A 26,113-nucleotide genomic window follows, 5' to 3' on the forward strand; every position below is an offset into this window, starting at 1 on the left:
CGGCGGGCCCGGCCACCGTCGTGTCCGGCCACCGGGCCGCCGGGCCACCCGACCCCGGCGGCCCGGTTCGGCCGGCCCTGCCCCAGGCGGCCTGGTCCTCGGTGGCGTGGGCCAGGCCGTGCCGCATCGCGTGGTCGACCACGATCTCGAAGTCGCGCGCCAGCACGGCCCGCCGCCGGGCGTCGTCGGGCACCAGCCACCGGGTCGCGTCGAGCACCAGGAACGCCTCCGCGATCCGCCCGGCCATCAGCGCCGTCTCCGCCGGCCCCAACCGCCGCACGGCCACCTCGGCCACCCGGTCACCGCCGCACCGCCGTGCCGGGCTCGCCCGCCCCGGCCACGTCGCCCGGCGCGGGCGCCACGACCGCCGCCGGGCTCTCCGCGCCCAGCCCGATCCGGGCGTACGTCTCCGGCCGGCGCCGGCGCAGCAGCAGCGCCTGGAGCACGCCGCGCAGCGCGGCGGTCAGGTAGGTGACCGGGACTGGTTGACGCCGAGTTGCGTGAGCAGATCGGAATGGAGCCCGCCGGGGGCCAAAAGCGACCTGGAACGAACCGGTCCCGCCCCAGCGGGGACGACCGGCGCAGTACGCGGCGTTCTACGAGGGGCTGACATGGTCGAGGGAGTGGTCGACGACGCCCGACTGCACACGTAGCCCCGAGGATAGCCACCGGCTTGGGGTTACCAGCCCGGGGAGGCGTTTGTCAGTCGGCCTTCGACTGGGTGCGTCGGGCGTAGGCGCGGGCGGCGCGGGCGCGGTCGCCGCAGCGGGTAGAGCACCAGTGGCGGCGGCCGCGGCGCAGCAGGTAGCGATTGCAGGGAGTGGAGTCGCAGGCGGTCAGGCAGCCGGAGTGGGGGCCGGTGAGGAGGTCGGCCGTACTGGCCGCGAGGGCCGCTAGGGCGTGCTCGAGAACCTCGTTGGTGGGGCACGGTGCCGCTCGGTAGAGGCCTTCTTTGTCGTTCCACAGCAGCAGAGCGGCCGTGGGAGCCCTGCTCAGTGCGTCATTAACGGCGGATAGAGCTGCGGGCAAGGGGGGAAGCCCGGCGACGTGGGCGGCGAGCAATGCCCTGACGTGTTCGCGCAGCGAGCGTAGCTGGGTCGCGCACATCTCCTGCACTCCGGCACCGGCCGGAGCGAGGCCGCGTTCTGTGAGCCAGTGATTCGTCGCCTCAGGAGTACCGAGGAGATCGATGAACTGCCCACCGGGTAGCGCGATGGCGCTGTTGACGAAGTCGAGAGCGAGGTACTGCTCCGCCCCCGGCGCGGACGGCAGCACAGGCTCGACAGTCCAGCTCTCTGTCATGGCTCTCATGGTACGGCTTGCGTTCATCCGTGAGGAGCTACTACCGTCACTTCACGGATAGCCAAGCCCCCATCCGTGAGGACTTTCCCGTGACTTCTGCCGACACCACCACTGAGCAGTTCTCCGTCCGCGTCTTCGGCGGCCCGACCGCCCTCTTTGAATACGGCGGGCTGAGGTTCCTCACCGACCCAACCTTCGACGCTCCCGGCGACTATTACGAATCAGGCCAGAGAATCCTGACCAAGACCGCGCCTCCCTCCGGCAGTTCCGCAGACCTCGGCCGCATCGACGTAGTCCTGCTCTCCCACGACGAGCACCCCGACAACCTCGACAAATCCGGCCGGGTCCTGCTCGCCGACGTTCCACTGACCCTCACCACGCCCGAGGGTGGGCGCCGCTTGGGGAATAGGGCCAAGGGGCTGGCGGACTGGGAGTCGATCGAGCTGGACCGCCCCGGCGGCGGCAGGATCACCGTGACGGGCGTACCCGCCATCCACGGACCCGGCGCTCGCGAGGATGTCGAACCGATCACCGGTCAGGTCGTCGGATTCGTCTTGACCGGGGAGGGCCTGCCCACGGTCTATGTCAGCGGCGACAACGCCTCGCTCGACGCCGTGAAGGAGATCGCGGAGCGCTTCGGGCCGGTGGACACCGCCATTCTCTTCGCCGGCGCTCCGCGCTTCCCCGGCGTCCTCTTCGACGGCGCGCTTATCGTCCTCGACAGCGCCCAGGCCGCCGAGGCTGCCAAGATCCTCGGCACTCGCCGGGTGGTCCCCGTCCACTACGACAGTTGGGCCCACTTCACCGAGGGCCGTGACGAACTGGTCACCGCCTTCACCGCCGCCGGGCTGGTTGATCGCCTGGACCTAGGCGACGTGCGCTGATCGAGGCGGGCCGGGCGTCGACATACCACGGCCGGAGCTATCGGCTCGGCCCGCCACAGCGCTCCTTCGCCTTCTCCCGTGTGGCCTAGACGCCGCCCGGCCTGGAGCGGCTGCTCGTCGACGCGCCGCCCCAGCTCACCCTGACGCCGCAGACGGCGGACAGCGCCAGTTGCGCGAGCGCGCGGGGATGACCCTGGACGTCGCCGCCCGGCAGCTGGACATGTCCAAGAGCAACCTGTCCCGGATCGAGACCGCCCAGATCGGCATCAAGCCGCGCGACGTGCGGGCCGCGCTGGCGCTCTACCGGGTCACCGGCGTGGACGCCGAGGGGCTCATCGAGATCGCCCGCGGCGCCCAGCAGCGCGGCTGGTGGCAGAAGTACAGCGACGTGCTGCCCGACTGGTTCGAGTTCTACGTCGGACTGGAGGCGGAGGCGGCGACGCTGCGGACGTACGAGGCCGAGGCGGTGCCCGGGCTGTTGCAGACCGAGGCGTACGCCCGGGAGGTCTACCGGCTCACCGCGGGCGAGGAGGGCATCGAGCGCAAGGTCGCCGCCCGGATGCACCGGCAGAACGTGCTGCACCGGGAGAACCCGGTCGAGCTGTCGGTGGTGCTGAACGAGGCAATGCTGTGCCGGCCGGTCGGCGGGAACGCCGTGATGGCCGCCCAACTCGCCCACCTCGGCAGGATGGCTCGACTACCGAACGTGACGTTGCAGGTACTTCCGTTCACCGCCGGCGGGCACCCCGCGATGAACTCGCCGTACGTCGTGCTGACCTTTCCGGACACTGCCGACGACGCCGTGGTCTACCTGGAAAACCTCAGCACAGGGCTGGCTCTGGAGGAGGCCGCCCAGGTGCGCGGGTATAGCCTGGTGCACGAGGAGCTGTGCCGGATGGCACTGCCTCCGGCGGCGTCGTTGGCCCGCCTGGAGGAGGCTCTCGTCACTTTGCGTGACCGCAATGGCTGCGGCGCGCCGGCACAGACGAGGGGTACCGCGATGACCGCGCTCGACCTGACCCGGGCCCACTGGCGCACCAGCACGCGCAGCGTGGGCAACGGCAACTGCGTCGAGGTCGCCGCCGCCGACGGTCGGGTCGCCGTGCGGGACAGCAAGGACCGGGGCGGGCCGGTGCTGGCCTTCCCGCGGCCGGCCTGGCACGCCTTCCTCGCCGGCCTGCCCGGGGTACGCCGCGACTGACCCCGCGCCCGCGGTGCGAGACTGGGCCGTGCTCCGCGACGTCTCCCTCGACCTGCCGGTCCGGCCGGTGCTGCCGGAGCTGGTGGCCGCGCTGCGGGCGACCGGGGCCGGGGTGCTGGTGGCGCCGCCGGGCACCGGCAAGACCACGCTCGCCCCGCTGGCGGTGGCCGACGAGGTGCCCGGCCGGGTGCTGGTCGCCCAGCCGCGCCGGGTGGCCGCCCGGGCGGCGGCGCACCGGATGGCCGCGCTGCTCGGCGAGCGGGTCGGCGACCGGATCGGGTACGCGGTTCGCGGCGAGCGCCGGGTCGGCCCGCGCACCCGGGTCGAGGTGGTCACCACCGGGCTGCTGGTGCGCCGGCTGCACCACGACCCGGAACTGGCCGGCACCGGCGCGGTGCTGCTCGACGAGTGCCACGAACGCCACCTCGACGCCGACCTGGCCCTCGCCTTCACGGTCGAGGCGCGCGCCGCGCTCCGCCCGGACCTGTGGCTGCTGGCGATGTCCGCCACCCCGGAGGCGGACCGGTTCGCCGCGCTGCTCGGCGGCGAGGGCGGTCCCGCGCCGGTGGTCCGGGCGCCGGCGGCGCTGCACCCGGTGACCCGGATCTGGGCCCCGCCGCCCCGGCCGGTGACCGCGCCCGGCGCCGGCCCGGTCGACCGGGCGCTGCTCGACCACGTCGCGGCCACCGTCCGGCGGGCGCTGCGCGAGCGCGACGGGGACCTGCTGGTCTTCCTGCCCGGCGCGGGCGAGATCGCCGCCGTCACCGCCCGGCTGGCCGACCTGCGCGACGAGGTGGCGGTCCTGGCGCTGCACGGCCGGCAACGGGGCGCCGAGCAGGACGCCGCGCTGCGCCCGGCCGACCGGCGGCGAGTGGTGCTGGCGACCGCGGTGGCGGAGAGCAGCCTGACCGTGCCCGGGGTGCGGGTGGTGGTGGACGCCGGGCTGGCCCGGGTGGCCCGCACGGACCTGGCCCGCGGGCTCGGCGCCCTGGTCACCGTGCCGGTGTCCCGGGCGGCGGCCACCCAGCGGGCCGGCCGGGCCGGTCGGGAGGCGCCCGGATACGTCTACCGCTGCTGGCCGGCGGCCAGCCACGAACGGCTCGCCGCCCAGCCGGCGCCGGAGATCGCCACCGCCGACCTGACCGGGTTCGCCCTGGAGCTGGCCGCCTGGGGCCGGCCCGACGGCGCCGGGCTCGCCCTGCCCGACCCCCCACCGGCGGCCGCGCTCTCGGTGGCCCGGGACACCCTGGCCGCCCTCGGCGCGATCGACCCGGACGGCCGGATCACCGACCGGGGCCGGGCGATCGCCGCGGTCGGCACCCATCCCCGGCTGGCCCGGGCCCTGCTCGACGGCGCCGACCGGGTCGGTGCCGACCGGGCGGCCGAGGTGGTGGCGCTGCTCGCCGAGGACACCGTCGCCGGGCCGGGCGACGACCTGGCCGCCGCCTGGCGCCGGCTGCGCGCGGGCGCCGATCCCGCTGCCACCGCCCGCTGGCGGGCCGAGGTACGCCGGCTGCGCGCCGCACTGCCCGCCGGGGCCGACGCCAGCGGCCGGACCGGCTCGGCGGGCGCCCGGCGCACCAGGGAGGCTGGCCCGGCCGGCCGGAACCGCCTGCCCGACGACCTGGCCGCCGGGCTGCTGGTCGGGCTGGCCCACCCGGAGCGGCTGGCCCGGGTGCGCCGGCCGGGCGGCTCGGCGTACCTGATGACCGGCGGCACCGCCGCGGAGCTGGCGCCCGGGTCGGCGCTGGCCGGATCCGGCTGGCTGGCGGTCGCCGTCGCGGACCGCTCCCCCGGCGCGCCGACCGCCCGGGTGCGGCTGGCCACCCCGCTGGACGAGGCGACCGCCCGGGAGGCGGCCGGCCCGCTGCTGCGCACCGAACGGGAGGTCGCCTGGTCCGGCACCGACGTGGTGGCCCGCGAGGTGGTCCGGCTCGGCGCGGTCGAGCTGGTCGAGCGGCCGCTGGCCCGGCCCGACCCGGCGGCGGTCACGGCGGCCCTGCTCACCGGGCTGCGCCGCACCGGCCTCGGCCTGCTGGACTGGACCCCGGCGGCGCGGGCGCTGCGCGAGCGGCTGGCGTTCCTGCGCCAGGCGCTCGGCCCGGACTGGCCGGAGGTGACCGACGAGGCGCTGCTGGCCGCCGCGCCCGACTGGCTCGGCCCGGAACTGGCCACCGCCCGGCGCCGGGCCGACCTGGCCCGGGTCGACGTCGCCGCGGCGCTGCGCCGGCTGCTGCCCTGGGCGCGGGCGGCCCGGCTGGACGAACTGGCCCCGGAACGGATCACCGTGCCGAGCGGCTCACGGATCCGGGTCGACTACACCGACCCGGCCGCCCCGGTGCTCGCGGTCAAGCTCCAGGAGACCTTCGGCTGGCAGGACGCGCCGCGGGTGGCCGGCGGCCGGGTGCCGGTGCTGCTGCACCTGCTCTCGCCGGCCGGGCGGCCGGTGGCGGTCACCGCCGACCTCGCCTCCTTCTGGCGGTCCGGCTACCCGCGGGTGCGCGCCGAGTTGCGTGGCCGCTACCCGCGCCACCCGTGGCCGGAGGACCCGACCACGGCCGAGCCCACCCGGCGCACCACCCCGCGCCGCCGCTGAACGCACCGCCGTGCGGTCGGGGCGCCTGGTCCGCGCGCGCTCACTCCTCGACGACGTCGGCGATGACCACCGTGACGTTGTCCGGGCCGCCGGCGCGCAGCGCCAGGTCGATCAGCTTCCGCGCGCACTCCTCCCGGTCCGGTTGCTCGGCGAGCACCTCGGCGATGGTGTCCGGCCGGACCACGTTGGAGAGCCCGTCGCTGCACAGCAGCCAGCGGTCGCCGGCCCAGGGCACCATCGTGGCGTACGTCGGGGACACCTCGTCGCCCTGCAACGCCTGGGTGACCACGGCCCGGCGGGGGTGGCTGCTGGCCTGGTCGGGGGTGATCAGGCCCTGGTCGACGAGCATCTGCACGTAGGTGTCGTCCCGGGTGATCTGCTTGAGCACCCCCTCCCGGAACAGGTAGGCCCGGGAGTCGCCGACGTGGGCCAGGGCCAGACAGCTGCCCGTCCGGGCGAAGAGCAGGGCGGTCAGTGTGGTGCCCATGCCCTGCCGCTCCGGGTCCTCGCTGACCGCCTGGCGGATCCGCGCGGTGGCCAGCTCGATGCCGCTCTGCAAGGCGGCCACCAGGGCGTCCTCCGGGGTCTCCACGTCCAGCGGAGCGACCGCGGCGATGGCGATCGCGCTGGCCAGGTCGCCGGCCGCCATCCCGCCCATACCGTCGGCGACGGCGACCAGCCAGGCGCCGGCGTGCAGGGCGTCCTGGTTCCCGCTGCGGATCAGCCCACGGTCGCTCGTTCCGACGGAACGCAGCTTCAGGGTCATGGGAGGCAGCCTGCCAGGAGAAGGCCGCAGTTGTCTCTAGGAGATCAGGACGACGCGGGCGTGGCGCGGTGAATCTCACTGCCGGCGGGGGTGGTTCGCCATCCAGGTGGATCGATTGACACGACGGCCGGCGGCTGGAACCATCGAGCCCGACAATTGGGAGCGCTCCCAGGTCATCACCGCCGCACGCCCGTCCCCCGCCGTCCCGGAAGGACATCCCGTGACGCCATCCCGACGCCGCCTCGCGTTGCTCGCCGCGGCCACCCTGGCGCTGACCGGCGGCACCGCCGCCCCGGCCCAGGCCGATCCCCCGCCCGACGCCCCCGAACAGATCGACAACGGCGACTTCAGCGCCGGTGTCTCCCCCTGGTTCTCCTACGGCACCGGCCCGCTCGCGGTGACCGACGGCCGGCTCTGCACCACCGTCCCCGCCGGACTGGCCAACCCCTGGGACGCCGGCATCGGCCAGGACGGCGTGCCCCTGCTGGCCGGATCCGAGTACACCCTCGGCTTCGACATCTCCGCCACCCCCGGCACCCCGGTCACCGCCGTGCTGCAACTGGGCAGCGCCCCCTACACCACGTACGCCAGCGTGACCGCCACCGCCACCGGCACCGCCCAGCGGGTCGAGAAGACCTTCACCGCGCCGGCCGACAACCCGACCGCCCAGCTCATCTTCCAGGTGGGTGGCAGCGCCGACGAGCAGACGGTCTGCCTGGACGACGTGTCGCTGCGCGGCGGCGAGCCGCCCGAGCCGTACGAGCCGGACACCGGGCCGCGGGTCCGGGTCAACCAGGTCGGCTACCTGCCCGGCGGGCCGAAGCACGCCACCGTGGTCACCGAGGCGACCGACCCGCTGCCGTGGGAGCTGCGCTCCGCCGCCGGCACCGTGCTGGCCACCGGCAGCAGCACCCCGCGCGGGGTGGACGCCGCCTCCGGGCAGCGGGTGCAGACGGTGGACTTCTCCGCGTACCGCACGCCGGGGGCCGGGCTGACGCTGACCGTCGACGGCGAGACCAGCCACCCGTTCGACATCTCCGGCACCCTCTACGAGGCGCTGCGCGCCGACTCGCTCCAGTTCTTCTACGCCCAGCGCAGCGGCATCGCCATCGACGGCGACCTGATCGGCCCGGCGTACGCCCGCCCGGCCGGGCACCTGGGCGTGGCGCCCAACCACGGCGACACCGACGTGCCCTGCCAGCCGGGCGTCTGCGAGCACCGGCTGGACGTGCGCGGCGGCTGGTACGACGCCGGCGACCACGGCAAGTACGTGGTCAACGGCGGCATCGCCACCTACCAGCTGCTGAACACCTTCGAGCGGACCAAGACCGCGCGCACCGCGGGCGGCGGCGCGGGACTCGCCGACGGCACCCTGCGGGTGCCCGAGCGCGGCAACGGCGTGCCGGACATCCTCGACGAGGCCCGCTGGGAACTGGAGTTCCTGCTGCGCATGCAGGTGCCGGCCGGCGAGCCGCTGGCCGGGATGGCCCACCACAAGGTGCACGACCGGAACTGGACCGGGCTGCCGCTGCTGCCGCACGACGACCCGCAGCCCCGCGAGCTGCACCCGCCGTCCACCGCGGCCACCCTCAACCTGGCCGCCACCGCCGCCCAGTGCGCCCGGCTCTACGCCCCGTACGACGCGGCCTTCGCCCGCCGCTGCGCGACCGCGGCGCGGACCGCGTACGCCGCCGCCAAGGCCAACCCGACCCGGTACGCCGACCCGCAGGACGGCAACGGGGGCGGCGCCTACAGCGACGGCGACGTCAGCGACGAGTTCTACTGGGCCGCGGTGGAGCTGTACCTGACCACCGGCGAGCAGCCCTACCTGGCCGACCTGACCGCGTCCCCGCACCACACCGGCGAGGTCTTCGGCGCCCAGGGCTTCGGCTGGGCGAGCACCGCCGCGCTCGGCCGGCTCGACCTGGCCACCGTGCCGAACGGGCTGCCCGCCGCCGACCTGGCCCGGGTACGCACCTCGGTGACCGCCGCCGCCGACTCCTACCTGGCCACCTCGAACGGTCAGGCGTACGGGCTGCCCATGCCCGGCGACCGGGGCAGCTACTTCTGGGGCGCGAACAGCAACATCATCAACAACGCGGTGGTGCTGGCCACCGCGTACGACCTGACCGGGGACGCGCGGTACCGCGACGGCGCGGTGCAGGCGATGGACTACATCCTCGGCCGCAACGCGCTGAACATCTCGTACGTGACCGGCTGGGGCGACCGGACGGCCCGCAACCAGCACAGCCGGATCTTCGCCAACCAGCTCGACCCGGCGCTGCCCAACCCGCCGGTCGGCTCCATCGCCGGTGGCGCGAACGCCAACCTGGAGGACCCGTTCGCCGCGCAACTGCTCGCCGGCTGCGCGCCGATGTTCTGCTACGTCGACGACATCAACTCGTACGCGACCAACGAGGTGGCGATCAACTGGAACTCGGCACTCGCCTGGATCGCCTCGTTCCTGGCCGACCAGGGCGACGCCGGGGCGGTGCCGGCCGCGACCTGCACGGCCACGTACACCAACTACGGGACGTGGCACGGCGGCACCGGCTTCACCGCCCAGGTGACCATCCGCAACACCGGCGCCACGGCGGTGCAGGGCTGGACCGCCCGGTTCGCCTTCACCGGTGACCAGAAGGTGCGCGAGGCGTGGCTGGCCACGGTGACCCAGTCCGGTGCCACGGTGACCGCCCGGAACGAGTCGTACAACGCCCGGATCAACCCGGGCGGCACGGTGACCTTCGGGTTCAACGCGGTAACCGGCGGCGGCGCCAACCCGGCGCCCGGCCTGATCACCGTCAACGGCGCCCCCTGCACCACCGGCTGACCCGCACCCCCACCACGCAGCGGTGGTGGCCCCACGCCCGGGGCCACCACCGCCCACCCGCACCCGCACCCGCACCCGAAGATCCGCGCAAATTCAGTGAAAGAGTGGCCTCCGGACGCCGGAAGGCCACTCTTTCACTGTTCGTGCGGGAAGGAGCCGCCGGGCGGGGCGGGTGGGGTGGGGGGATCGACGGGGATGGGGTGTAGGAGCATGGCGGGCATGATCGACGGGCAGGGTCTGACGGTGCGGCGGGGTGGGGCGGGGGACGCGGGGGCGGTGCTGCGGCTGCTCGACGACGCGACCGCGTGGCTGGTCGCCCGGGGCCGCACCGGCCAGTGGGGCACCGAGCCGGCCTCGACCGACCCCCGGCGCATCGCGCAGGCCGACGCCTGGGCCACCGGTGGCGGGCTGTGGCTGGCCGTGCTCGACGAGCGGCCGGTCGGCGCGCTGGTGGTGGGCGCGGCCACCGAGTACGTGCCGCCGGCCACCGAACCCGAGCTGTACGTCAACCTGCTGGTGACCGACCGGGCGCACGCCGGGCTGGGCATCGGTGGCCGTCTGCTGGCGCACGCCGCCGACCTGGCCCGGGAGCGCGGTGTGGGCCTGCTCCGGGTGGACTGCTACGCGGGCGACGACCGGGCCCTGGTCGGCTGGTACACCAGGCAGGGCTTCACCCCCACCGACCCGTTCACCGTCGAGCGCCCGGGGCGTCCGCCGTGGCCCGGGCAGGTCCTCGCCCGCCGGCTCGACTGACGGCCGCGCCGCTCAGCCGATCTCCTCGTCCACGAAGCACCAGCGCCAGGACTCCCCGGGCTGGACCGAGCGCATCACCGGGTGCCCGCTCTGCTCGAAGTGCTTCGTCGCGTGCTGGTACGGCGAGGAGTCGCAGCAGCCGACGTGCCCGCAGGTCAGGCAGGCGCGCAGGTGCACCCAGTCGGGGTTGCCGATGGCCACGCAGTCCGGGCAGACCTCGGTGGTGGACGGCTCGGCGGTGCCCGCCTCGGTCAGGTGCGAACAGCTCATCAGTCGATCTCCCGGCGCAGCATGGACTCTTCCAGGTCAAGGTCTCGGTAGGCGCGCACCAGCACCTCCTCGGGAATCCGGCCGGCGTCCCGGGCGGTGCGGAACACCTCCCGCTCCGCGTCGATCATCTCCTGCCGCAGCCGACCGTACGCCTGCGACGGCGTCTCCCGCGCGGTGCCGCCCAACTGTTCCCAGGCCATGTTGGTCCGCTCGTCGAGCAGCCGGCGCAGCCGCTCGACGACCGCGGCGGGGGCGGTGTCGGCGAGCGCGTCGAGGCGTTCCCGGGCGGCCCGGCTGGCCTGCTGCTGCGCGCCGGCGGCGGAGAGCGCGTCCTGCACCGGGTCGTCCGGCGGCAGCCTCAGCCGGCGGGCCACCGCCGGCAGCGTGGCGCCCTGGCCGACCAGGGTCGCCACGATCACCGCGAACGCCAGCCAGACGAACAGCGCCCGCGGGTAGGGCTGGTCGTCGGCCACGGTGAGCGGCAGGGCGAGCGCGCCGGCCAGGGTGACCACGCCGCGCATCCCGGCCCAGCCGATCACCAGCGGGTAGCGCACCTCCTTCGCGGCGCCGCGCTGCCGCACCCGCGGCACCAGCCGGGTCAGGTAGGTGGCCGGGAAGAGCCAGGCGAACCGGGTCAGGAAGACGGTGGCCAGTACCGCCACGGTGATCACGGCCAGCGAGCCGAGCGGCTCGTCCAGGTCGCGCAGCACCTCCGGCAGTTGCAACCCGACCAGCAGGAAGACCAGCCCTTCCAGCAGGAACCGGACCAGCCGCCAGACCGCGGCGAGCTGGAGCCGGGACGCCGCCGACATCAGCCGGGGCAGCTGGTGGCCGAGCGCCAGCCCGGTCACCACCACGGCCATCACGCCGGAGGCGTGGATCGCCTCGGCGGCGAAGACCACCGCGAACGGGATGATCAGCGACAGCGCGTTGTCCAGCAGCGGGTCGCTGATCCGCCGGTGCAGGAAACCGAAGAGCAGCGCGCCGAGCGCGCCGACCAGCACCCCGCCGCCGGCGGACCGGAGCACCTCCAGCCCCACCTCGCCCACCCCGACCGCCGACCCGACGGCGGCCAGGGAGGCCACCCGCAGCAGCACCAGCGCGGTGGCGTCGTTGAGCAGGCTCTCGCCCTCCAGGATGGTCAGCACCCGGCGGGGCAGGCCGATCCGCCGGGCCACCGCGGTGGCGGCGACCGCGTCCGGCGGGGCGACCACCGCCCCCAGCGCCAGGCAGACGGCGAACGGCGCGGCCGGCACCAGCAGGTGCACGACGAGGCCGACCGCGAACGCCGTGAAGATCACCAGCCCGACGGCGAGCAGCAGGATCGGTCGCAGCGCGAGCCGGAACGCCGGCACCGAGGTCTCCAGCGCCGCGACGTAGAGCAGTGGCGGCAGGATGCCGACCAGGACCAGTTCGGGGTCCAGCCGCACGTGCGGCACGCCGGGCACGTAGGAGAGCCCGAGGCCGACCACCACCAGCACGATCGGCGCGAGCAGGCCCAGCTTGCGGGCCAGCGCCGCGCCGATCGTCGCGATCGCGAGGAAGACGACGACCTCGAACAGTGCCTCCATGGGGTACGAGCCTAGGCGGCCCCATCCCACCGGAGGATCATCGGGCGGCGCGCACCTTCGGCAGCACCTCGGCGCCGAACGCGTCGAGGAAGGCGCGCTGCTCCTGCCCCACGTGGTGCAGCGCGATCTGGTCGAAACCGAGGGCCAGGTACTCCTCCAGCCAGCCGACGTGCCGGCCCAGATCGGCGGAGACGTTGACCACCTGGGCCACCTTCGCCATCGGCACGTCCGCGGAGACCGCGTCGAAGTGCTCGGCGGTCTCCAGGTCCCAGCAGACCGGCGGAGCGAAGACGTTGCTGCGCCACTGGTCGTACGCGATCCGCTCGGCCTCGGCCTGCTCCGGCGCCCAGCTCACGTGCACCTGCAGGTGCAGCGGGCCGCGGCCGCCGGCGTCCCGGTAGGCGTCGATCATCTCCCGCAGGTGCGGCAGCGGGGCGTTGACGGTGATCAGGCCGTCGGCCCACTCGGCGCACCAGCGGGCGGTGGCCACGCTGACCGCCGCGCCGACCAGCGCCGGCGGCTGCTCGGGCCGGGTCCACAGCCGCGCCCGGTCCACCCGGACCAGGCCGTCGTGGCTGACCTCCTCGCCGGCCAGCAGCGCCCGGATCACCTCGACGCACTCGCGCAGCCGGGCGTTGCGGACGTCCTTGCGCGGCCAGCCGTCGCCGGTGATGTGCTCGTTGCTCGCCTCGCCGGTGCCCAGCGCGGCCCAGAACCGGCCCGGGTACATCGCCGCCAGGGTGCCGATCGCCTGGGCGATGATCGCCGGGTGGTAGCGCTGGCCGGGCGCGTTCACCACGCCGAACGGCAGGCTGGTGGCCTGCAGCGCGGCGCCGAGCCAGGACCAGGCGAAGCCGGACTGGCCCTGCCGGGCGCTCCACGGCGAGAAGTGGTCCGAGCACATGCCGGCGTCGAAGCCGACCCGCTCCGCGTGCGTCACCGCGTCCAGCAGGGCGCGGGGATGGATCTGCTCATGGGACGCGTGGAAGCCGAACACCGTCATGGGGTCGTTCCGTACCCATGACGGCGCCCGGCTACGCAGCGAATCCCGCCGGCGCCCCTACTCGGCGTGCGCGCCGGCCCCGGCCGAGGCCGCTCCCTCGCCCACCCAGACCGTCTTGGTGTTGCAGAACTCCCGCATCCCCAGCGCGGACAGTTCCCGGCCGTAGCCGGAGTTCTTCACCCCGCCGAAGGGCAGTTCGGGGAAGGACGTGGTCATCCCGTTGACGAAGACGTTGCCGGCGTCCAGGTCGGTGGCGAACCGCTCCTGCTCGTCCGGGTCCCGGGTCCAGGCGTTCGAGCCGAGGCCGAAGCTGGTCCCGTTGGCCACCTCGATCGCCTCGTCGTACGACGACACCCGGTAGAGGCCGGCGACCGGCCCGAACACCTCCTCGCGCCACATCCGCATCTGCGGGGTCAGGTCGGTGACCACCGTCGGCGGGTAGTACCAGCCCGGGCCGGCCGGCGGCTCGCCGCCGCAGAGCACCGTCGCGCCCCGGTCGACCGCGTCGCGCACCTGGGCGTGGATCTCGTCCCGCCCGCCCTCGCTGGCCAGCGGCCCGACGTCGGTGTCGTCGTCCATCGGGTCACCCACCCGCAGCGCGGACATGTTGGCGGCGAACCGCTCGGCGAACGCGTCGAAGACGTCGGTGTGCACGATGAACCGTTTCGCGGCGATGCAGGACTGCCCGTTGTTCTGGCAGCGGGCGGTGGTGGCCACCTCGGCCGCCCGGTCCAGGTCGGCCGAGGGCATCACCACGAACGGGTCGCTGCCGCCGAGTTCCAGCACGGTCTTCTTCAGTTCCCGGCCGGCGATCTGGGCGATCGACCGGCCGGCGCGCTCGCTGCCGGTGAGCGTGGCGGCCCGTACCCGCGGGTCGCTGAGGATCCGGTCGACGGCCTCCGAGCCGACCAGCAGGGTGGTGAACGCGCCCTCGGGGAAACCGGCGCGGCGGAACAGGTCCTCCAGCAGCAGCGCGGTCTGCGGCACGTTCGAGGCATGCTTGAGCAGGCCGGTGTTGCCGGCCATCAGCGCCGGGGCGGCGAACCGCATCACCTGCCAGAGCGGGAAATTCCACGGCATCACCGCCAGCACCGGCCCGATCGGCTGGTAGCGGACGAACGCCCGGGTCGCCTTGACCGCCGGCGCGTCGGCCGGCTCGTCGGCGAGGAACGCGGCGGCGTTGGCGGCGTAGAACCGGCAGGCGGTGGCGCACTTGGTCACCTCGGCCCGCGCCGCCGCGTACGTCTTGCCCATCTCGGTGGTCATCAGCCGGGCGGTGGCGTCGCGCTCCGCCTCCAGCAGGTCGGCCGCCGCGGTGAGCCACCGGCCCCGCTGCTCGACAGTGGTGCCGCGCAGCTGCCGGAAGGCCAGGTCGGCGCGCTCGATGGCGGCGTCGATCTCCTCCTCCGGCATCGCCTCGTACGTCTTGAGCACCTGTCCGGTGGCCGGGTTGGTGGTGGCGATGGGCATCTCGTACTCCTGTCACTCGAAGAGTGAGTGCCGCGCGCCCGGCTCCTCCCGGCGGCGCGCGGCCCGGCGGCGCTGGATGACGACCAGGTCGACGACGGCGACCACCGCGAAGACCACGCAGAGGACGCCCAGCCAGACCAGGTCGGCCCGGAACGCCAGCACGGCGAAGACGGCCATGGTCACCAGGCCGAAGCCGGCGAGCACGAGCCGGAGGTTCAACGCGCTGTAGGCGTGGCCGACCGTGCCACGGGCGCGTCGGGGCTGCGCTCTCGTCATTGCCTCGACCTACCCCCGCAGCGCCGCGGCTAACCGGCGTTCCGGGCAGGTCCGGTGGCGGCGGCGGGTCGACGCGGACCGCGCGGTGTCCCGGCCGCCGGAGCGGGTAACCAGGGCGCGCCCGCCGCCGGTCGACCCCGTGCGGGGCCGGTGGGGTGCGTTACAGCGGTGCGCCGCGACCGGGGCCGCCCCGGCCGGGCCGGGGAGGATGGGGGGCATGACCACGACCCACGCGGCGCCGGTGACGGTGGCCATGACCCGGCGCGTCGACCCCGCCCGCAGCAGCGAGATGGTGGCGTGGATGCGGGCCGGCACCGCGCTGGCCGAGGCGTTTCCGGGTTTCCTCGGCGCCGGTTGGGTGCAGACCGCGCCCGGCTCGCCGGAGTGGCACATGCTCTACCGCTTCGCCGACGCCGAGACGCTGCGCCGGTGGGAGGAGTCCCCGCAGCGCCGGTGGTGGCTGACCTCGGCCCAGGGCATCGTCGAGCACACCCGGGCCGAGCGGCGCACCGGGATCGAGGGCTGGTTCGACCCGCCCCGGGAGCGCAGCGTCGAGGAGCTGGCGGCCGCGGTCCAGCCGCCCGTGCCGCCGTCGCCGCCGCGCTGGAAGCAGGCGGTGACCATCTGGCTGGCGTTCTTCCCGCTCAGCCTCACCGCCACGCTGCTCACCGGCCGGCTCATCGCCGACGTGCCGGTGGCCGCGCGGGTGCTGCTGATGACGCTCTGCCTGACCCCGCTGATGACCTACCTGGTGCTGCCCCGGATCACCCGGGCGCTGCACTGGTGGCTGCACGGCCAGCCGATGCCCTGGCGCACCCGCCGCTGACCGGCCGGGGCCGTTACCACGTACGGCTCGGGGGCGGCAGCCGTCTGCCGTATAGCCGACACGAGCCGACCCTTCCCCGCCGACGCGCGCATAGGGTTACCGAGCTGTCGCTCTCCGCTGCCGGACTGGGGAAGCCATGCCTCGACGCTGGGTCGCCGCCGTCGCCTGCCTGCTGGCACTGGTCGCGCTCGCCTGCGAGGGTGGCCGGGCCGCACCCCGGCCGACCGGCGCCCCACCGGGCGCCGGCGGGATCGCCGCGCTCGGCGACTCGATCAGCACCGGCTTCGGCTCCTGCCTGGTGCTCACCTCCTGCGCGCGCAACTCCTGGTCGACCGGGGACGGGCTGCGCGTCGACAGCCACTACCGGCGGCTGCTCGACCGCGACCCGGCCATCCGGGACCGGGCCTTCAACCACGCCCGGCCGGGCGCCCGGGCGGCGGCGCTGGCCGGGCAGGCCGAGGCGGCGGTACGCGACCGCCCGGACCGGGTCACCGTGCTGATCGGGGCGAACGACGTCTGCCGGGGCGGGGTCGAGGCGATGACCCCGGTGGCGGAGTTCCGGGCGCAGGTCGACCGGGGGCTGCGGGTGCTGCGCACCGGCCGGCCGAAGGCGCGGGTGCTGGTGGTGAGCCTCCCGGACCTGTACCGGCTCTGGCAGGTCGGGCACACCGACCCGCGGGCGGTCCGGGCCTGGAACCGGGGGGTCTGCCCGGCGCTGCTGGCCGCCCCCACCTCGCCGGCTCCGGCCGACCGGGCCCGCCGGGCGGCCGTCCGGGACCGGATCACCGCCTACAACGCCCAACTCGCCGCGGCCTGCCGGGCGTACGGATCGCGCTGCCGCTATGACGGCGGGGCGGTGCACCGGGTGCGGTTCGGCCTGGACCTGGTCAACCCGCTGGACTGGTTCCACCCGAACGCGGCCGGGCAGGGCCGGCTCGCCGAGGTCACCTGGCGCGCCTGGGGCCGCACCGACTGACCGCCGTGGCGCGCGCGCCACGGCACGTGTGCAGCCGCCGCCGGCACGCGCTCGTCGGCGGCCCGGAATGACCGACCGGTGGCCGGCGGCGGTTCCCGCCGGCCACCCGGGTCAGGGCTGACGGGGTTCCGGGACGGCGGTGCCGTGCTGGCGGTACAGGGCCCGGGACCGCTCGGCGAGGTCCTTGGTGGCCGACGAGTTGGCCCAGGTGCCGAGGATGATCGCGGCGCCGGGCACCACCTTGGCGAAGACCCGCTTCGCCGCCCGCACCCCGGCCATCTGGGCCAGCCGCACGCCCAGCCGCAGCATCACCTTGCCGAGCGCCTGCTGCCCGCCGGAGCCGAACAGGGCACCGGCGCGCTCCCGGCCGGCGGCCACCCCCAGCGCGAGCCGGGCGCTCTCGGCGACCTTGTGCACCCGTTGCAGGACCAGCAGGTCGGTGGCCCGGTCGGGGTGCACCGGGTCGACCCCGTACGCGGCGGCGATGTGCAGCACCATCCGGGCCTGGGTCCAGGCCAGCACCCCGACGTCGATCACCGCGCCGGGCAGGCCGGCCGCCCCGCTCACCGCGCCGGAGAGGCGGGCCCGGTTGACGAACCGGCGGGCCGCCTGGTCGGCCAGCGCCTCGGCGGGCACGCCGGGCTGCTCGTACCGGACCCGGGCGGCCCACTGCGCCGCCTCGGGGCCGAGCCGGCGGACGGCCTCCAGGGCGAGGTGCTCCGGGGCGTACTGCGGGTCCTCCCGCATCCGGTCCCAGAGTTTCGCCGGCGGCCCCTCCGGGGCGTCCTGCGGTGGCGCGGGCACCATCGCGGGCGGGGTGACGGGCTGGCCGTCGGCGGGCGCGGGATCGGTCACGTCATCTCCTGAGGGGGTCGGTGCGGGCGGAGACGGCGGGTCAGCGGCGCTTCTGCAGCCTGGCCGCGAGGCCCCGCAGCTTCTGCTGGGTGGCCGGCTTGGCCAGCTCCCGGCGCCCCCGGTCGACCAGTTGCTGCCCCTTCGGCGAGCGCAGGAACGCGCTGATCCGTTGCATCAGAGCCATGACGTCCTCCTGTCGGTGGTGCCTCACTCATGTGTACCCCGCGCCGACAAGGTGCGAACCCCGGAACCGCGGATCCGCCTCCGTCCACTGTGGTCTCCGGGAGACTACTTCCCGGCCGGGACGATGGCCTCGACGACCTTGCTGGCCCGCCACTCGTGCTTGGCGTAGTGCTCCGGGTAGGCGGAGATCTGCACCGCCTGGGCGGCGTCGGTCAGCCGCATCCGCTGCCAGCCCGGCACCTGCTCGAGCGCGGAGAGGAACTGCCGGGTGGCGAACTCGGGCTCCATCAGGCGCCCCACCGGGCCCCAGCCGCTGCTCGGGCGCTGCTGGAACAGCCCGACCGAGTCGTGGTCCCAGCCGATGGCCTGGTGCGGGTAGTTCTGCGACTCGGGCAGCACGCCGCTGGCGTAGTTGTAGAGGTTGCTCTCCTGCATGGCGGTGGCCACCGCGATGACCAGCGCGCGGCGGGGCACGCCCATCTCCCGGCCGGTCCGCACGATCGCCTCGGCGTTCTCCATCTGGGCCTCGGTGAGCCCGGCGACCGGGGCCGGGTCGACCGGCTTCGGCTTGCGGGTGGGCCGGGCGTCGGTGTCCGGGTCGGCGGCCGGCGTGGCCGGGGTGGCCGAGGTGGCCGTCCGCTCCGCGTCCCGGCTGGGCCGGTCCTGCTCGGCCCGCTGGACGGCACCGGCGCTGGCGGTGAGCGCGTCGGCCCGGGTCGCCGCGTCGGCGCTCTCCCCCTGGGTCTGGGCGACCGCCGCCAGGCCGAGGCAGCAGAGCACGCCGGTGGCGAGCGCCACCCGGGCCCGGGCCGGCCCGTACAGCAGGTTCCGGGCGTACCCGGCGGAGGCACGGAGGGCTGTCCACCGATCAGTGGAGGGGGTATCGTCCGAACGGTCAGTCGGGTCACCAGGGGTGATCTGGGTGTCGAGGGTGCGGTCGTCACGCATCAGCCGAGGCTAGGCAGGCCAAAACCCCGATCACCCACGGTGATCACGTGGTCCTCGTTACAGTATCGGCGCCCGCGCCCGGACGGCCGGGGCGAGCCGGGCGGGACCGGGCACGGACCTCGCGGAACCGGCAGACCTCCGGATCGCCGCAAGCTCCGGAGCGCGGGCGGAAACCTCGCGATCCTCCGGCGACCACCCCATGATCGACGAGATCCACCGTACGGCCGATGGGCGGTTCGGCCGAACAGCCAACACTGGCCGGCCGCCGGCCGAGATCAGGCGATACCCACCCATCCCCACCCACCCGCCGGCCGCCCGACCGAGGCGGGAAGGAATGCATCAGGATGGCGGGTACGTTCCCCGAACCGGGTGCCGTCCCCGAGCGGCGACCCGTACGCGCCTTCAGGGAGGTCCGCACCGGTGCTCGACCCACACGAGCTGTACGAACTCACCGACGAGCTGCCCGACCTCGGTCAGCCGGTCCTGATCCAGGCGCTGACCGGTTTCGTCGACGCCGGCAACGCCACCCGGTTGGCCCGCGAGCAACTGCTCAGCTCGCTGGAGTCCCGGCCGATCGCCCGGTTCGACGTCGACCAGGTCTTCGACTACCGCTCCCGCCGGCCGGTGATGACCTTCGTCGAGGACCACTGGGAGGCGTACGACGCGCCGAAGCTGGAGCTGCACCTGCTCCGCGACGACGACGAGACCCCCTTCCTGCTGCTCACCGGCCCCGAGCCGGACCTGCAGTGGGAGCGGTTCGTGGCGGCCGTCGCCGGGCTCTCCGCCCGGCTGGACGTCCGGCTCACCGTGGGGCTGAACTCGATCCCGATGGCGGTGCCGCACACCCGGCCCACCGGGGTGACCGCGCACGCCACCCGGCGCGACCTGATCGCCGGTTACGAGCCGTGGTTGCAGCGGGTGCAGGTGCCGGGCAGCGTCGGCCACCTGCTGGAGTACCGCCTCGGCGAGCAGGGCCGCGACGCGCTCGGCTTCGCCGCGCACGTGCCGCACTACGTGGCGCAGAGCGAGTACCCGGCCGCCGCCGAGGTGCTGCTCGCCTCGGTCTCCCGCAGCACCGGGCTGCTGCTGCCGCGCGACGGGCTGCGCGCGTCCGCCGAGGTGGTCCGGGTCGAGATCGACCGGCAGGTCGCCCAGACCGAGGACGCCGCCGCGCTGGTCCAGGCGCTGGAGGAGCAGTACGACGCGTTCGCCCGCGGCCGGGGCGAGAAGAACCTGCTGGCTCCCGAGACCGGCCCGCTGCCCACTGCCGACGAACTCGGCGCCGAGCTGGAACGCTTCCTGGCCGAGCAGACCCGCCCGGGCGACAACCCGCCGAGCTGACCGGCGACGACCCGCCGAGCCGACCGGGGCGACGACCCGCCGAGCCGACCGGCGCGACACCCCGGGCGGCTGACCCGGCGGCGGGGCGGCGGATACGGCAGGCTGGTGCCATGCGCCTGGCGACCTGGAACGTGAACTCGGTGAAGGCCCGCCTGCCCCGGCTGCTGGACTGGTTGGCCGGCACCGGCCCGGACGTGGTCTGCCTGCAGGAGACCAAGTGCCCGGACGGGGCCTTCCCGGTGGCCGAGGTGGGCGAGCTGGGCTACACCGTGGCCAGCCACAGCGACGGCCGGTGGAACGGGGTGGCGATCCTGTCCCGGGTCGGGCTGTCCGACGTCACCGTCGGGTTCGCCGGCGAGCCCGGGTTTCCCGACCCGGAGGCCCGGGCCATCTCGGCCACCTGCGACGGGCTGCGGGTCTGGTCGGTGTACGTGCCGAACGGGCGGTCGCCGGAGGACCCGCACTACGCGTACAAGCTGGCCTGGTTCGCCGCGCTGCGGGACGCGCTGGAGACGGAGCTGACCGGCCCGCTGCCGGTGGCCGTCTGCGGCGACTTCAACGTCGCCCCCACCGACGCCGACGTCTGGGACCCGGCGGTGTTCCGGCACTCCACCCACGTGACCCCGGCCGAGCGGGCCGCCCTCGCGGCGCTGCGCGACCTCGGCCTGGTCGACGTGGTGCCGACCCCGATGAAGGGCCCGCACCCCTTCACCTACTGGGACTACCGGGCCGGGATGTTCCACCAGAACAAGGGCATGCGGATCGACCTGGTGTACGCCTCGGCGCCGTTCGCCCGGGCGGTCCGCTCGGCGTACGTGGACCGGGAGGCCCGCAAGGGCAAGGGCCCCTCCGACCACGCCCCGATCGTGGTCGACGCCGACCTGGTGCCGGCGGTCGAGTCGTTCTGAGCCGGCCGGCCCGCGCCCTGAGCCGGCCGGCCCGCGCCCTGAGCCGGCCGGCCCGCACCCGGGGGCTGGTTAGGGTGAGGGCATGGCAGTCGTGAAGATCAACGCGATCGAGGTGCCGCCCGGTGCGGGCGAGGAGCTGGAGAAGCGGTTCGCCGCCCGGGCCGGCGCGGTGGAGAACTCCCCGGGCTTCCTCGGCTTCGAGCTGCTCCGCCCGGTCGGCGGGGAGAGCCGCTACTTCGTCTACACCAAGTGGGAATCCGAGGAGGCGTACCAGGCGTGGGCCGCCGGCCCCTCCCGCGCCGCCCACGCCGCCGCCCCCGGCGAGCCGAAGCGCCCCCCGGTCGCCTCCGGCGCCACCCTCCTGGAGTTCGAGGTCGTCCAGCAGGTCCCCTGACCCACCGCGGTGATCATGGAGTTGGCGGCGGTGTCGATCTCCTCGGCTGCCGCCAACCTCATGATCAACCCTGGTCGTCCCGGCGGTTGGCGAGGGAGGCGAAGGCGATGACGTTGTCGGTGTAGCCGGTGCGACCGCCGACGAACTGGCCGCCGCAGGTGATCAGGCGCAGGCCCGGCGGGCCGTCGTCGCGGTAGACCCGGTCGGCGGGCAGGCGGTCCTTCGGGAACCGCTCGACCGAGTCGACCCGGAACACCACCACCGAGCCGTCGGCGCGGGTCACCTCGATGGTGTCGCCCGCGCGCAGCTCGCCGAGGTCGTGGAAGACCGACGGGCCGTCCTTGGTGTCCACGTGCCCGACGATGACCGCCCAGCCCGGTTCACCGGGGGTCGGCCCGCGGTCGTACCAGCCGGTCTCGTGGTGCCGGCTCAGCGGCGGTACGGCGATCGACCCGTCCCGGGCCTGGCCGACCGGCTCCACCGGCGCGGCGACCTTGATCGCCGGCACCGAGAGGCGCACCGGCCGGCTGGCCTTCAGCGCGCCCGACTCGCCGCGGGCCGGCCGGTCCCCGCCGGCGGCGACCCAGTCGAGCGGTCCCACCGAGCGGCCCAGCCCCGCCCCGGTGGCGAAGACGCCGACCAGCACCAGCACCACGGCCAGCGGGATCGTCCACGGGCTCCGGCCACCGGCCCGGCGACGGTCCGGCTGCGCGCTGCGGGTGGTGGTCATGGCGGCGGCCTCAGCGTCGGGCGCGGACGGTACGGGGCCGGCGCAGCGCCAGCACCCAGACGACCAGGCCGACCACGGTGAGCGCCAGCCCGCCGGGGATCAGCAGCCCGCCGGTCATCCCGCCGGCACCGCCGCCGAACCCGGTCGCCGGGCCGCGGCTGGGCTTCACCGCCTTGACCACCTGGAGCATGGTCGAGGCGGTCTCGCCGTCCGGGCACTCCAGCTTGACCCGGTAGTTGCCCGGCCGGGTGCGCTCGCGGACCATCGGCGCCGCGGTCAGCAGCCCGCGCTGCGGCTGCACCTGCACCCGGCCGAAGGCGTCCGAGACGACGATCGCCGGGATCGAGTTGTCCTTGCAACTGGCCTTGATGCCGACCAGGAAACCCGGCTCGACGGTGCTCGGGCTCACCTCGACGAAGACCGTCGGGCCGGGGATCGGCTGGGGGGCGGCCAGCGGTGCGGCCTGGGCCGGGGCAGCGAGCAACGGGCCGGCGAGCAGGGCCGCGGCCGAGAGCGCCAGACCACCGCGGGTCACTGACACGATGCCCCCTCCCGGCGCGCTGGAGCAGTGCCGGACAGCCGAGGCGCCCGGGCCTGCCGTACGGGATGGATCCTCTCATCCCCGGTCGTACATCACATCCGATCCGGCGCGGCCGTCGCGTACGCTCGGGTCGCTGTGACCACCACCGACTCCGAACCCGCCACCGTCGCGCCGCCCGCGCCCCGGTCGATCCGCACCTTCCACCCGCGCCGCGGCCGGATGACCGACCGCCAGCGCGAGGCGCTGGAGCAGCTCTGGCCGGCGTACGGCCTGCCGGTCCCGGACGACGGCCGGACCGCCGTCGACCCGGCCGAGCTGTTCGGGCGCCGGGCCCCGCTGGTGCTCGAGATCGGGTCCGGCATGGGTGACGCCACCGCCGCGATGGCCGCTGCCGACCCGGATCGAGACTATCTGGCGGTCGAGGTGCACACGCCCGGAATCGCCAACCTGCTGGACCTGGTCCGGCGGCTCGGGCTGGGCAACGTGCGGGTCGCCCGGGGCGACGCACTCGACCTGGTCCGGGCCCTGCCCGCCGGTTCGCTGGACGCGGTGCACGTCTTCTTCCCCGACCCGTGGCCGAAGGCCCGGCACCACAAGCGGCGGCTCATCCAGCCGGCGCACGTCGCCCTGCTGCGCTCCCGGCTGGCGCCCGGCGGCACGCTGCACTGCGCCACCGACTGGGCCGAGTACGCCGCGGCGATGCGGGAGACGCTGGACGCCGACCCCGGGCTGGTGAACGCCCACGACGGCTACGCGCCGCGCCCGGCGCACCGGCCGGTGACCAAGTTCGAGCGGCGTGCCCTGACCGCCGGGCGGGAGATCTTCGACCTGGTGCACCGCCGCCGCTGACCCCGGTGCCGGCGGCTCCGTCCGGCCAGCCGGTGGGCCCGGTTGGCGCGCGGGGTCATGATCCAGGCACCATGGACGCGCTATGACGCTCACCGCCGCGCTGCCGAGAAGCGCCGACCCCGACACCCTCTACGACGCGTTCGCCGGCTGGGCGAAGGAGCGCGGCCTCGACCTCTACCCCCACCAGGAGGAGGCGGTCATCGAGATCGTCTCCGGCGCCAACGTGATCATGAACACCCCGACCGGCTCCGGAAAGAGCCTGGTCGCCATCGCGGCGCACTTCGCGGCCCTGGCCGACGACCGGACCACCTTCTACACCGCGCCGATCAAGGCCCTGGTGTCGGAGAAGTTCTTCGCGCTCTGCGAGGTGTTCGGCGCCGAGAACGTCGGCATGCTCACCGGCGACGCCAGCGTCAACGCCGACGCCCCGATCATCTGCTGCACCGCGGAGATCCTGGCCAACCTCGCGCTGCGCGAGGGCGACCGGGCCGACGTCGGCCAGGTGATCATGGATGAGTTCCACTTCTACGCCGAGCCGGACCGGGGCTGGGCCTGGCAGGTGCCGCTGATCGAGCTGCCGCAGGCCCAGTTCGTCCTGATGTCGGCCACCCTCGGCGACACCACCCGGTTCGTCGAGGACCTCACCCGGCGCACCGGGCGGCCGACCGCCGTCGTGCGCTCGGCCGAGCGGCCGGTCCCGCTGCTCTTCTCGTACGCGATGACGCCGCTGCACGAGACCCTCGAAGAACTGCTGGAGACCAAGCAGGCCCCGGTCTACGTGGTGCACTTCACCCAGGCCGCCGCGCTGGAACGCGCGCAGGCGCTGATGAGCGTGAACGTCTGCACCCGCGCCGAGAAGGACATGATCGCGAGCGCGATCGGCAATTTCCGGTTCACCTCCGGCTTCGGCAAGACGCTGTCCCGGCTGGTCCGGCACGGCATCGGCGTGCACCACGCGGGCATGCTGCCCAAGTACCGCCGGCTCGTGGAGACCCTCGCCCAGGCCGGCCTGCTCAAGGTCATCTGCGGCACCGACACCCTCGGCGTGGGCATCAACGTGCCGATCCGCACAGTGCTCTTCACCGGCCTGAGCAAGTACGACGGGACGCGGACCCGGCTGCTCAAGGCCCGCGAGTTCCACCAGATCGCCGGCCGGGCCGGCCGGGCCGGCTTCGACACCGTCGGCCGGGTGGTGGTGCAGGCCCCCGAGCACGTCATCGAGAACTCCAAGGCCCTGGCCAAGGCGGGCGACGACCCGAAGAAGCGGCGCAAGGTGGTCAAGAAGAAGCCGCCGGAGGGGTCGATCGGCTGGGGCGAGCCGACCTTCCAGCGCCTGGTGGAGGCCGAACCGGAGCCGCTCACCTCCAGCTTCCAGGTCAGCCACTCGATGCTGCTGAACGTCATCGGCCGGCCCGGCGACGCGTTCGCCGCGATGCGGCACCTGCTCACCGACAACCACGAGGACCGCGCCGCCCAGCGCAGGCACATCCGGCGCGCCATCGCCATCTACCGGGCGCTGCGCGCCGGCGGGGTGGTCGAGGAGCTGCCCGAGCCGGACGAGACCGGGCGGCGGGTCCGGCTCACCGTCGACCTCCAGCTCGACTTCGCGCTCAACCAGCCGCTGTCGCCGCTCGCGTTGGCCGCGATCGAGCTGCTGGACCGGGAGTCCCCGTCGTACGCCCTCGACGTGCTCTCGGTGATCGAGTCGATCCTCGACGACCCGCGCCAGGTGCTCTCCGCGCAGCAGTTCAAGGCCCGCGGCGAGGCGGTCGCCGCGATGAAGGCCGAGGGCATCGAGTACGAGGCCCGCCTCGAACTGCTCGACGAGGTGACCTGGCCCAAGCCGCTGGCGGAGCTGCTGGAGTCGGCGTACGAGATGTACCGGCAGGGGCATCCGTGGGTGGCCGACCACCAGCTCTCGCCCAAGTCCGTGGTGCGGGACATGTACGAGCGGGCGATGACCTTCACCGAGTACGTGCAGTTCTACGGGCTGTCCCGCTCGGAGGGGCTGGTGCTGCGCTACCTCGCGGACGCGTACAAGACGCTGCGGCAGACAGTGCCCGAGGACGCCAAGACCGAGGAGCTGGTCGACCTCATCGAGTGGCTCGGCGAGCTGGTCCGGCAGGTCGACTCCAGCCTGATCGACGAGTGGGAGCGGCTGCGCAACCCGTCCGACGTGGCCGAGGTCGCCTCCACCCTGGACGAGCGGCCGCCGGCGGTCACCCGCAACGCCCGCGCGTTCCGGGTGCTGGTGCGCAACGCGCTGTTCCGCCGGGTGGAGCTGGCCGCCCTGCGCCGCTGGGATCTCCTCGGCGAGCTGGACGGCGCGGACGGCTGGGACGCGGACGCCTGGGCGGACGCGCTGGAGCCGTACTTCGACACCCACGACGCGATCGGGACCGGGCCGGACGCCCGCGGGCCGGCGCTGCTCATGATCGAGCAGGGCCGGGAGCGCTGGACGGTCCGGCAGATCCTCGACGACCCCGAGGGCGACCACGACTGGGGGATCAGCGCCGAGGTCGACCTCGCGGCCTCGGACGAGGTGGGCGCGGCGGTCGTCCGGATCACCGCGGTCGGCCAGCTCTAGGCGCGCCGCCGGCCGCCGTGCGCATGCCGCCGGCCGGCGCTGGGCACGCCGCC

At 74.7% G+C, this 26,113-nt stretch carries 24 protein-coding genes and 3 pseudogenes; 13 read left to right on the top strand and 14 right to left on the bottom strand.

Features of this window, described 5'->3' with window-relative positions; all coding sequences use genetic code 11:
• Window positions 1-94 precede the first annotated feature (94 nt).
• The 3 genes and pseudogenes from SM577_RS26005 to SM577_RS26015 form a co-directional block, all read right to left on the bottom strand.
• Window positions 95-247: pseudogene (locus SM577_RS26005) on the bottom strand (GNAT family N-acetyltransferase); the annotation flags it as partial.
• Between the two features lie 52 nt (window positions 248-299).
• On the bottom strand, window positions 300-446 hold the full coding sequence (locus SM577_RS26010) for a hypothetical protein (RefSeq protein WP_474581821.1): 147 nt from the start codon (window positions 444-446) through the stop codon (window positions 300-302).
• 256 nt (window positions 447-702) lie between these two features.
• On the bottom strand, window positions 703-1,311 hold the full coding sequence (locus tag SM577_RS26015) for an ABATE domain-containing protein (RefSeq protein ID WP_474588246.1): 609 nt from the start codon (window positions 1,309-1,311) through the stop codon (window positions 703-705).
• A gap of 80 nt (window positions 1,312-1,391) precedes the next feature.
• Here SM577_RS26015 and SM577_RS26020 point away from each other — a divergent pair, with 80 nt between their 5' ends.
• The 4 genes and pseudogenes from SM577_RS26020 (at window position 1,392) to hrpB (ending at window position 5,983) form a co-directional block, all read left to right on the top strand.
• Entirely contained in the window at window positions 1,392-2,186 is a 795-nt protein-coding gene (locus SM577_RS26020; RefSeq protein WP_474588201.1) for an MBL fold metallo-hydrolase, read from the top strand.
• A 187-nt stretch (window positions 2,187-2,373) separates the two neighbouring features.
• A pseudogene (locus SM577_RS26025) lies at window positions 2,374-3,143 on the top strand (helix-turn-helix domain-containing protein).
• Between the two features lie 79 nt (window positions 3,144-3,222).
• Window positions 3,223-3,387, top strand: a pseudogene (locus SM577_RS26030) (DUF397 domain-containing protein); the annotation flags it as partial.
• 28 nt (window positions 3,388-3,415) lie between these two features.
• Window positions 3,416-5,983: an ATP-dependent helicase HrpB gene (gene hrpB / locus SM577_RS26035; RefSeq protein WP_474588247.1), complete on the top strand. Its 2,568-nt coding sequence runs from the start codon at window positions 3,416-3,418 to the stop codon at window positions 5,981-5,983.
• 40 nt (window positions 5,984-6,023) lie between these two features.
• On the opposite strand, the gene SM577_RS26040 is transcribed toward hrpB, so the two are convergent.
• Window positions 6,024-6,749 (bottom strand): PP2C family protein-serine/threonine phosphatase, encoded by a 726-nt coding sequence (locus SM577_RS26040; protein WP_302922914.1) that lies wholly within the window; start codon window positions 6,747-6,749, stop codon window positions 6,024-6,026.
• A 220-nt stretch (window positions 6,750-6,969) separates the two neighbouring features.
• Here SM577_RS26040 and SM577_RS26045 point away from each other — a divergent pair, with 220 nt between their 5' ends.
• Together SM577_RS26045 and SM577_RS26050 are read left to right on the top strand one after the other, a co-directional pair.
• Window positions 6,970-9,579 (top strand): glycoside hydrolase family 9 protein, encoded by a 2,610-nt coding sequence (locus tag SM577_RS26045; protein ID WP_474581820.1) that lies wholly within the window; start codon window positions 6,970-6,972, stop codon window positions 9,577-9,579.
• Between the two features lie 219 nt (window positions 9,580-9,798).
• Window positions 9,799-10,332 carry a GNAT family N-acetyltransferase gene (locus tag SM577_RS26050; protein WP_474588202.1) on the top strand — a complete coding sequence of 178 codons (534 nt, stop codon included), beginning with the start codon at window positions 9,799-9,801 and terminating at the stop codon, window positions 10,330-10,332.
• A gap of 12 nt (window positions 10,333-10,344) precedes the next feature.
• Here SM577_RS26050 and SM577_RS26055 read toward each other — a convergent pair whose 3' ends face one another.
• The 5 genes from SM577_RS26055 to SM577_RS26075 are packed head-to-tail and all read right to left on the bottom strand — an operon-like array spanning window position 10,345 to window position 14,922.
• On the bottom strand, window positions 10,345-10,602 hold the full coding sequence (locus tag SM577_RS26055; protein ID WP_474581818.1) for a UBP-type zinc finger domain-containing protein: 258 nt from the start codon (window positions 10,600-10,602) through the stop codon (window positions 10,345-10,347).
• Window positions 10,602-12,173, bottom strand: a complete 1,572-nt coding sequence (locus SM577_RS26060) for a Na+/H+ antiporter (RefSeq protein ID WP_302922910.1) — start codon at window positions 12,171-12,173, stop codon at window positions 10,602-10,604. The genes SM577_RS26055 and SM577_RS26060 overlap by 1 nt, the downstream gene beginning before the upstream one ends.
• 37 nt (window positions 12,174-12,210) lie before the next feature.
• Complete coding sequence (locus SM577_RS26065) at window positions 12,211-13,176, bottom strand: TIGR03885 family FMN-dependent LLM class oxidoreductase (RefSeq protein WP_302922909.1); 966 nt, start codon at window positions 13,174-13,176, stop codon at window positions 12,211-12,213.
• 57 nt (window positions 13,177-13,233) lie between these two features.
• Entirely contained in the window at window positions 13,234-14,646 is a 1,413-nt protein-coding gene (locus SM577_RS26070; protein WP_474581817.1) for an NADP-dependent succinic semialdehyde dehydrogenase, read from the bottom strand.
• A gap of 12 nt (window positions 14,647-14,658) precedes the next feature.
• Window positions 14,659-14,922: a DUF6343 family protein gene (locus SM577_RS26075; RefSeq protein WP_302922907.1), complete on the bottom strand. Its 264-nt coding sequence runs from the start codon at window positions 14,920-14,922 to the stop codon at window positions 14,659-14,661.
• A 217-nt stretch (window positions 14,923-15,139) separates the two neighbouring features.
• On the opposite strand from SM577_RS26075, the gene SM577_RS26080 reads away from it, so the two are divergent.
• Entirely contained in the window at window positions 15,140-15,748 is a 609-nt protein-coding gene (locus SM577_RS26080) for an antibiotic biosynthesis monooxygenase (RefSeq protein WP_302922906.1), read from the top strand.
• Between the two features lie 136 nt (window positions 15,749-15,884).
• Window positions 15,885-16,724 (top strand): GDSL-type esterase/lipase family protein, encoded by an 840-nt coding sequence (locus SM577_RS26085; RefSeq protein WP_474581816.1) that lies wholly within the window; start codon window positions 15,885-15,887, stop codon window positions 16,722-16,724.
• A 111-nt stretch (window positions 16,725-16,835) separates the two neighbouring features.
• Here the strand turns inward: SM577_RS26085 and SM577_RS26090 are convergent, their stop codons facing one another.
• The 3 genes from SM577_RS26090 to SM577_RS26100 all read right to left on the bottom strand — a co-directional run bounded on the left by SM577_RS26090 (window position 16,836) and on the right by SM577_RS26100 (window position 18,710).
• Window positions 16,836-17,579, bottom strand: coding sequence for an EcsC family protein (locus SM577_RS26090; RefSeq protein ID WP_302922904.1), 744 nt, complete (start codon window positions 17,577-17,579; stop codon window positions 16,836-16,838).
• Between the two features lie 40 nt (window positions 17,580-17,619).
• Complete coding sequence (locus SM577_RS26095; RefSeq protein WP_302922903.1) at window positions 17,620-17,763, bottom strand: hypothetical protein; 144 nt, start codon at window positions 17,761-17,763, stop codon at window positions 17,620-17,622.
• A 104-nt stretch (window positions 17,764-17,867) separates the two neighbouring features.
• A complete protein-coding gene (locus SM577_RS26100) occupies window positions 17,868-18,710 on the bottom strand; it encodes a peptidase M23 (RefSeq protein WP_302922902.1) in 843 nt (280 codons plus the stop codon).
• A 420-nt stretch (window positions 18,711-19,130) separates the two neighbouring features.
• Between SM577_RS26100 and SM577_RS26105 the strand changes: the two genes are divergently transcribed.
• From SM577_RS26105 to SM577_RS26115, 3 genes are all read left to right on the top strand, one after another.
• Window positions 19,131-20,051, top strand: a complete 921-nt coding sequence (locus tag SM577_RS26105) for a proteasome assembly chaperone family protein (protein WP_302922901.1) — start codon at window positions 19,131-19,133, stop codon at window positions 20,049-20,051.
• 110 nt (window positions 20,052-20,161) lie between these two features.
• The gene (locus tag SM577_RS26110) at window positions 20,162-20,959 is read left to right on the top strand and encodes an exodeoxyribonuclease III (RefSeq protein WP_302922900.1); all 798 of its coding nucleotides are present in this window, start codon (window positions 20,162-20,164) and stop codon (window positions 20,957-20,959) included.
• An 82-nt stretch (window positions 20,960-21,041) separates the two neighbouring features.
• Window positions 21,042-21,353, top strand: a complete 312-nt coding sequence (locus SM577_RS26115) for an antibiotic biosynthesis monooxygenase family protein (RefSeq protein ID WP_302922899.1) — start codon at window positions 21,042-21,044, stop codon at window positions 21,351-21,353.
• Between the two features lie 64 nt (window positions 21,354-21,417).
• Here SM577_RS26115 and SM577_RS26120 read toward each other — a convergent pair whose 3' ends face one another.
• The gene (locus tag SM577_RS26120; protein ID WP_302922898.1) at window positions 21,418-22,083 is read right to left on the bottom strand and encodes a class F sortase; all 666 of its coding nucleotides are present in this window, start codon (window positions 22,081-22,083) and stop codon (window positions 21,418-21,420) included.
• A 10-nt stretch (window positions 22,084-22,093) separates the two neighbouring features.
• Window positions 22,094-22,627 carry a hypothetical protein gene (locus tag SM577_RS26125; protein ID WP_302922947.1) on the bottom strand — a complete coding sequence of 178 codons (534 nt, stop codon included), beginning with the start codon at window positions 22,625-22,627 and terminating at the stop codon, window positions 22,094-22,096.
• A gap of 132 nt (window positions 22,628-22,759) precedes the next feature.
• Between SM577_RS26125 and trmB the strand changes: the two genes are divergently transcribed.
• Window positions 22,760-23,473 (top strand): tRNA (guanosine(46)-N7)-methyltransferase TrmB, encoded by a 714-nt coding sequence (gene trmB / locus SM577_RS26130; protein ID WP_474581813.1) that lies wholly within the window; start codon window positions 22,760-22,762, stop codon window positions 23,471-23,473.
• An 82-nt stretch (window positions 23,474-23,555) separates the two neighbouring features.
• Entirely contained in the window at window positions 23,556-26,060 is a 2,505-nt protein-coding gene (locus SM577_RS26135) for a DEAD/DEAH box helicase (RefSeq protein WP_302922897.1), read from the top strand.
• Window positions 26,061-26,113 lie beyond the last annotated feature (53 nt).

It is taken from the genome of Micromonospora desertarenae, assembly GCF_056150265.1.

Excerpts from the sequence above, each read along its gene's own strand:
- SM577_RS26015 (WP_474588246.1), bottom strand. The coding sequence starts at position 1,311 with ATGAGAGCCATGACAGAGAGCTGGACTGTCGAGCCTGTGCTGCCGTCC.
- SM577_RS26040 (WP_302922914.1), bottom strand. The coding sequence starts at position 6,749 with ATGACCCTGAAGCTGCGTTCCGTCGGAACGAGCGACCGTGGGCTGATC.
- SM577_RS26050 (WP_474588202.1), top strand. The coding sequence starts at position 9,799 with ATGATCGACGGGCAGGGTCTGACGGTGCGGCGGGGTGGGGCGGGGGAC.
- SM577_RS26055 (WP_474581818.1), bottom strand. The coding sequence starts at position 10,602 with ATGAGCTGTTCGCACCTGACCGAGGCGGGCACCGCCGAGCCGTCCACC.
- SM577_RS26060 (WP_302922910.1), bottom strand. The coding sequence starts at position 12,173 with ATGGAGGCACTGTTCGAGGTCGTCGTCTTCCTCGCGATCGCGACGATC.
- SM577_RS26065 (WP_302922909.1), bottom strand. The coding sequence starts at position 13,176 with ATGACGGTGTTCGGCTTCCACGCGTCCCATGAGCAGATCCATCCCCGC.
- SM577_RS26070 (WP_474581817.1), bottom strand. The coding sequence starts at position 14,646 with ATGCCCATCGCCACCACCAACCCGGCCACCGGACAGGTGCTCAAGACG.
- SM577_RS26075 (WP_302922907.1), bottom strand. The coding sequence starts at position 14,922 with ATGACGAGAGCGCAGCCCCGACGCGCCCGTGGCACGGTCGGCCACGCC.
- SM577_RS26080 (WP_302922906.1), top strand. The coding sequence starts at position 15,140 with ATGACCACGACCCACGCGGCGCCGGTGACGGTGGCCATGACCCGGCGC.
- SM577_RS26085 (WP_474581816.1), top strand. The coding sequence starts at position 15,885 with ATGCCTCGACGCTGGGTCGCCGCCGTCGCCTGCCTGCTGGCACTGGTC.
- SM577_RS26095 (WP_302922903.1), bottom strand. The coding sequence starts at position 17,763 with ATGGCTCTGATGCAACGGATCAGCGCGTTCCTGCGCTCGCCGAAGGGG.
- SM577_RS26100 (WP_302922902.1), bottom strand. The coding sequence starts at position 18,710 with ATGCGTGACGACCGCACCCTCGACACCCAGATCACCCCTGGTGACCCG.
- SM577_RS26110 (WP_302922900.1), top strand. The coding sequence starts at position 20,162 with ATGCGCCTGGCGACCTGGAACGTGAACTCGGTGAAGGCCCGCCTGCCC.
- SM577_RS26115 (WP_302922899.1), top strand. The coding sequence starts at position 21,042 with ATGGCAGTCGTGAAGATCAACGCGATCGAGGTGCCGCCCGGTGCGGGC.
- SM577_RS26120 (WP_302922898.1), bottom strand. The coding sequence starts at position 22,083 with ATGACCACCACCCGCAGCGCGCAGCCGGACCGTCGCCGGGCCGGTGGC.
- SM577_RS26135 (WP_302922897.1), top strand. The coding sequence starts at position 23,556 with ATGACGCTCACCGCCGCGCTGCCGAGAAGCGCCGACCCCGACACCCTC.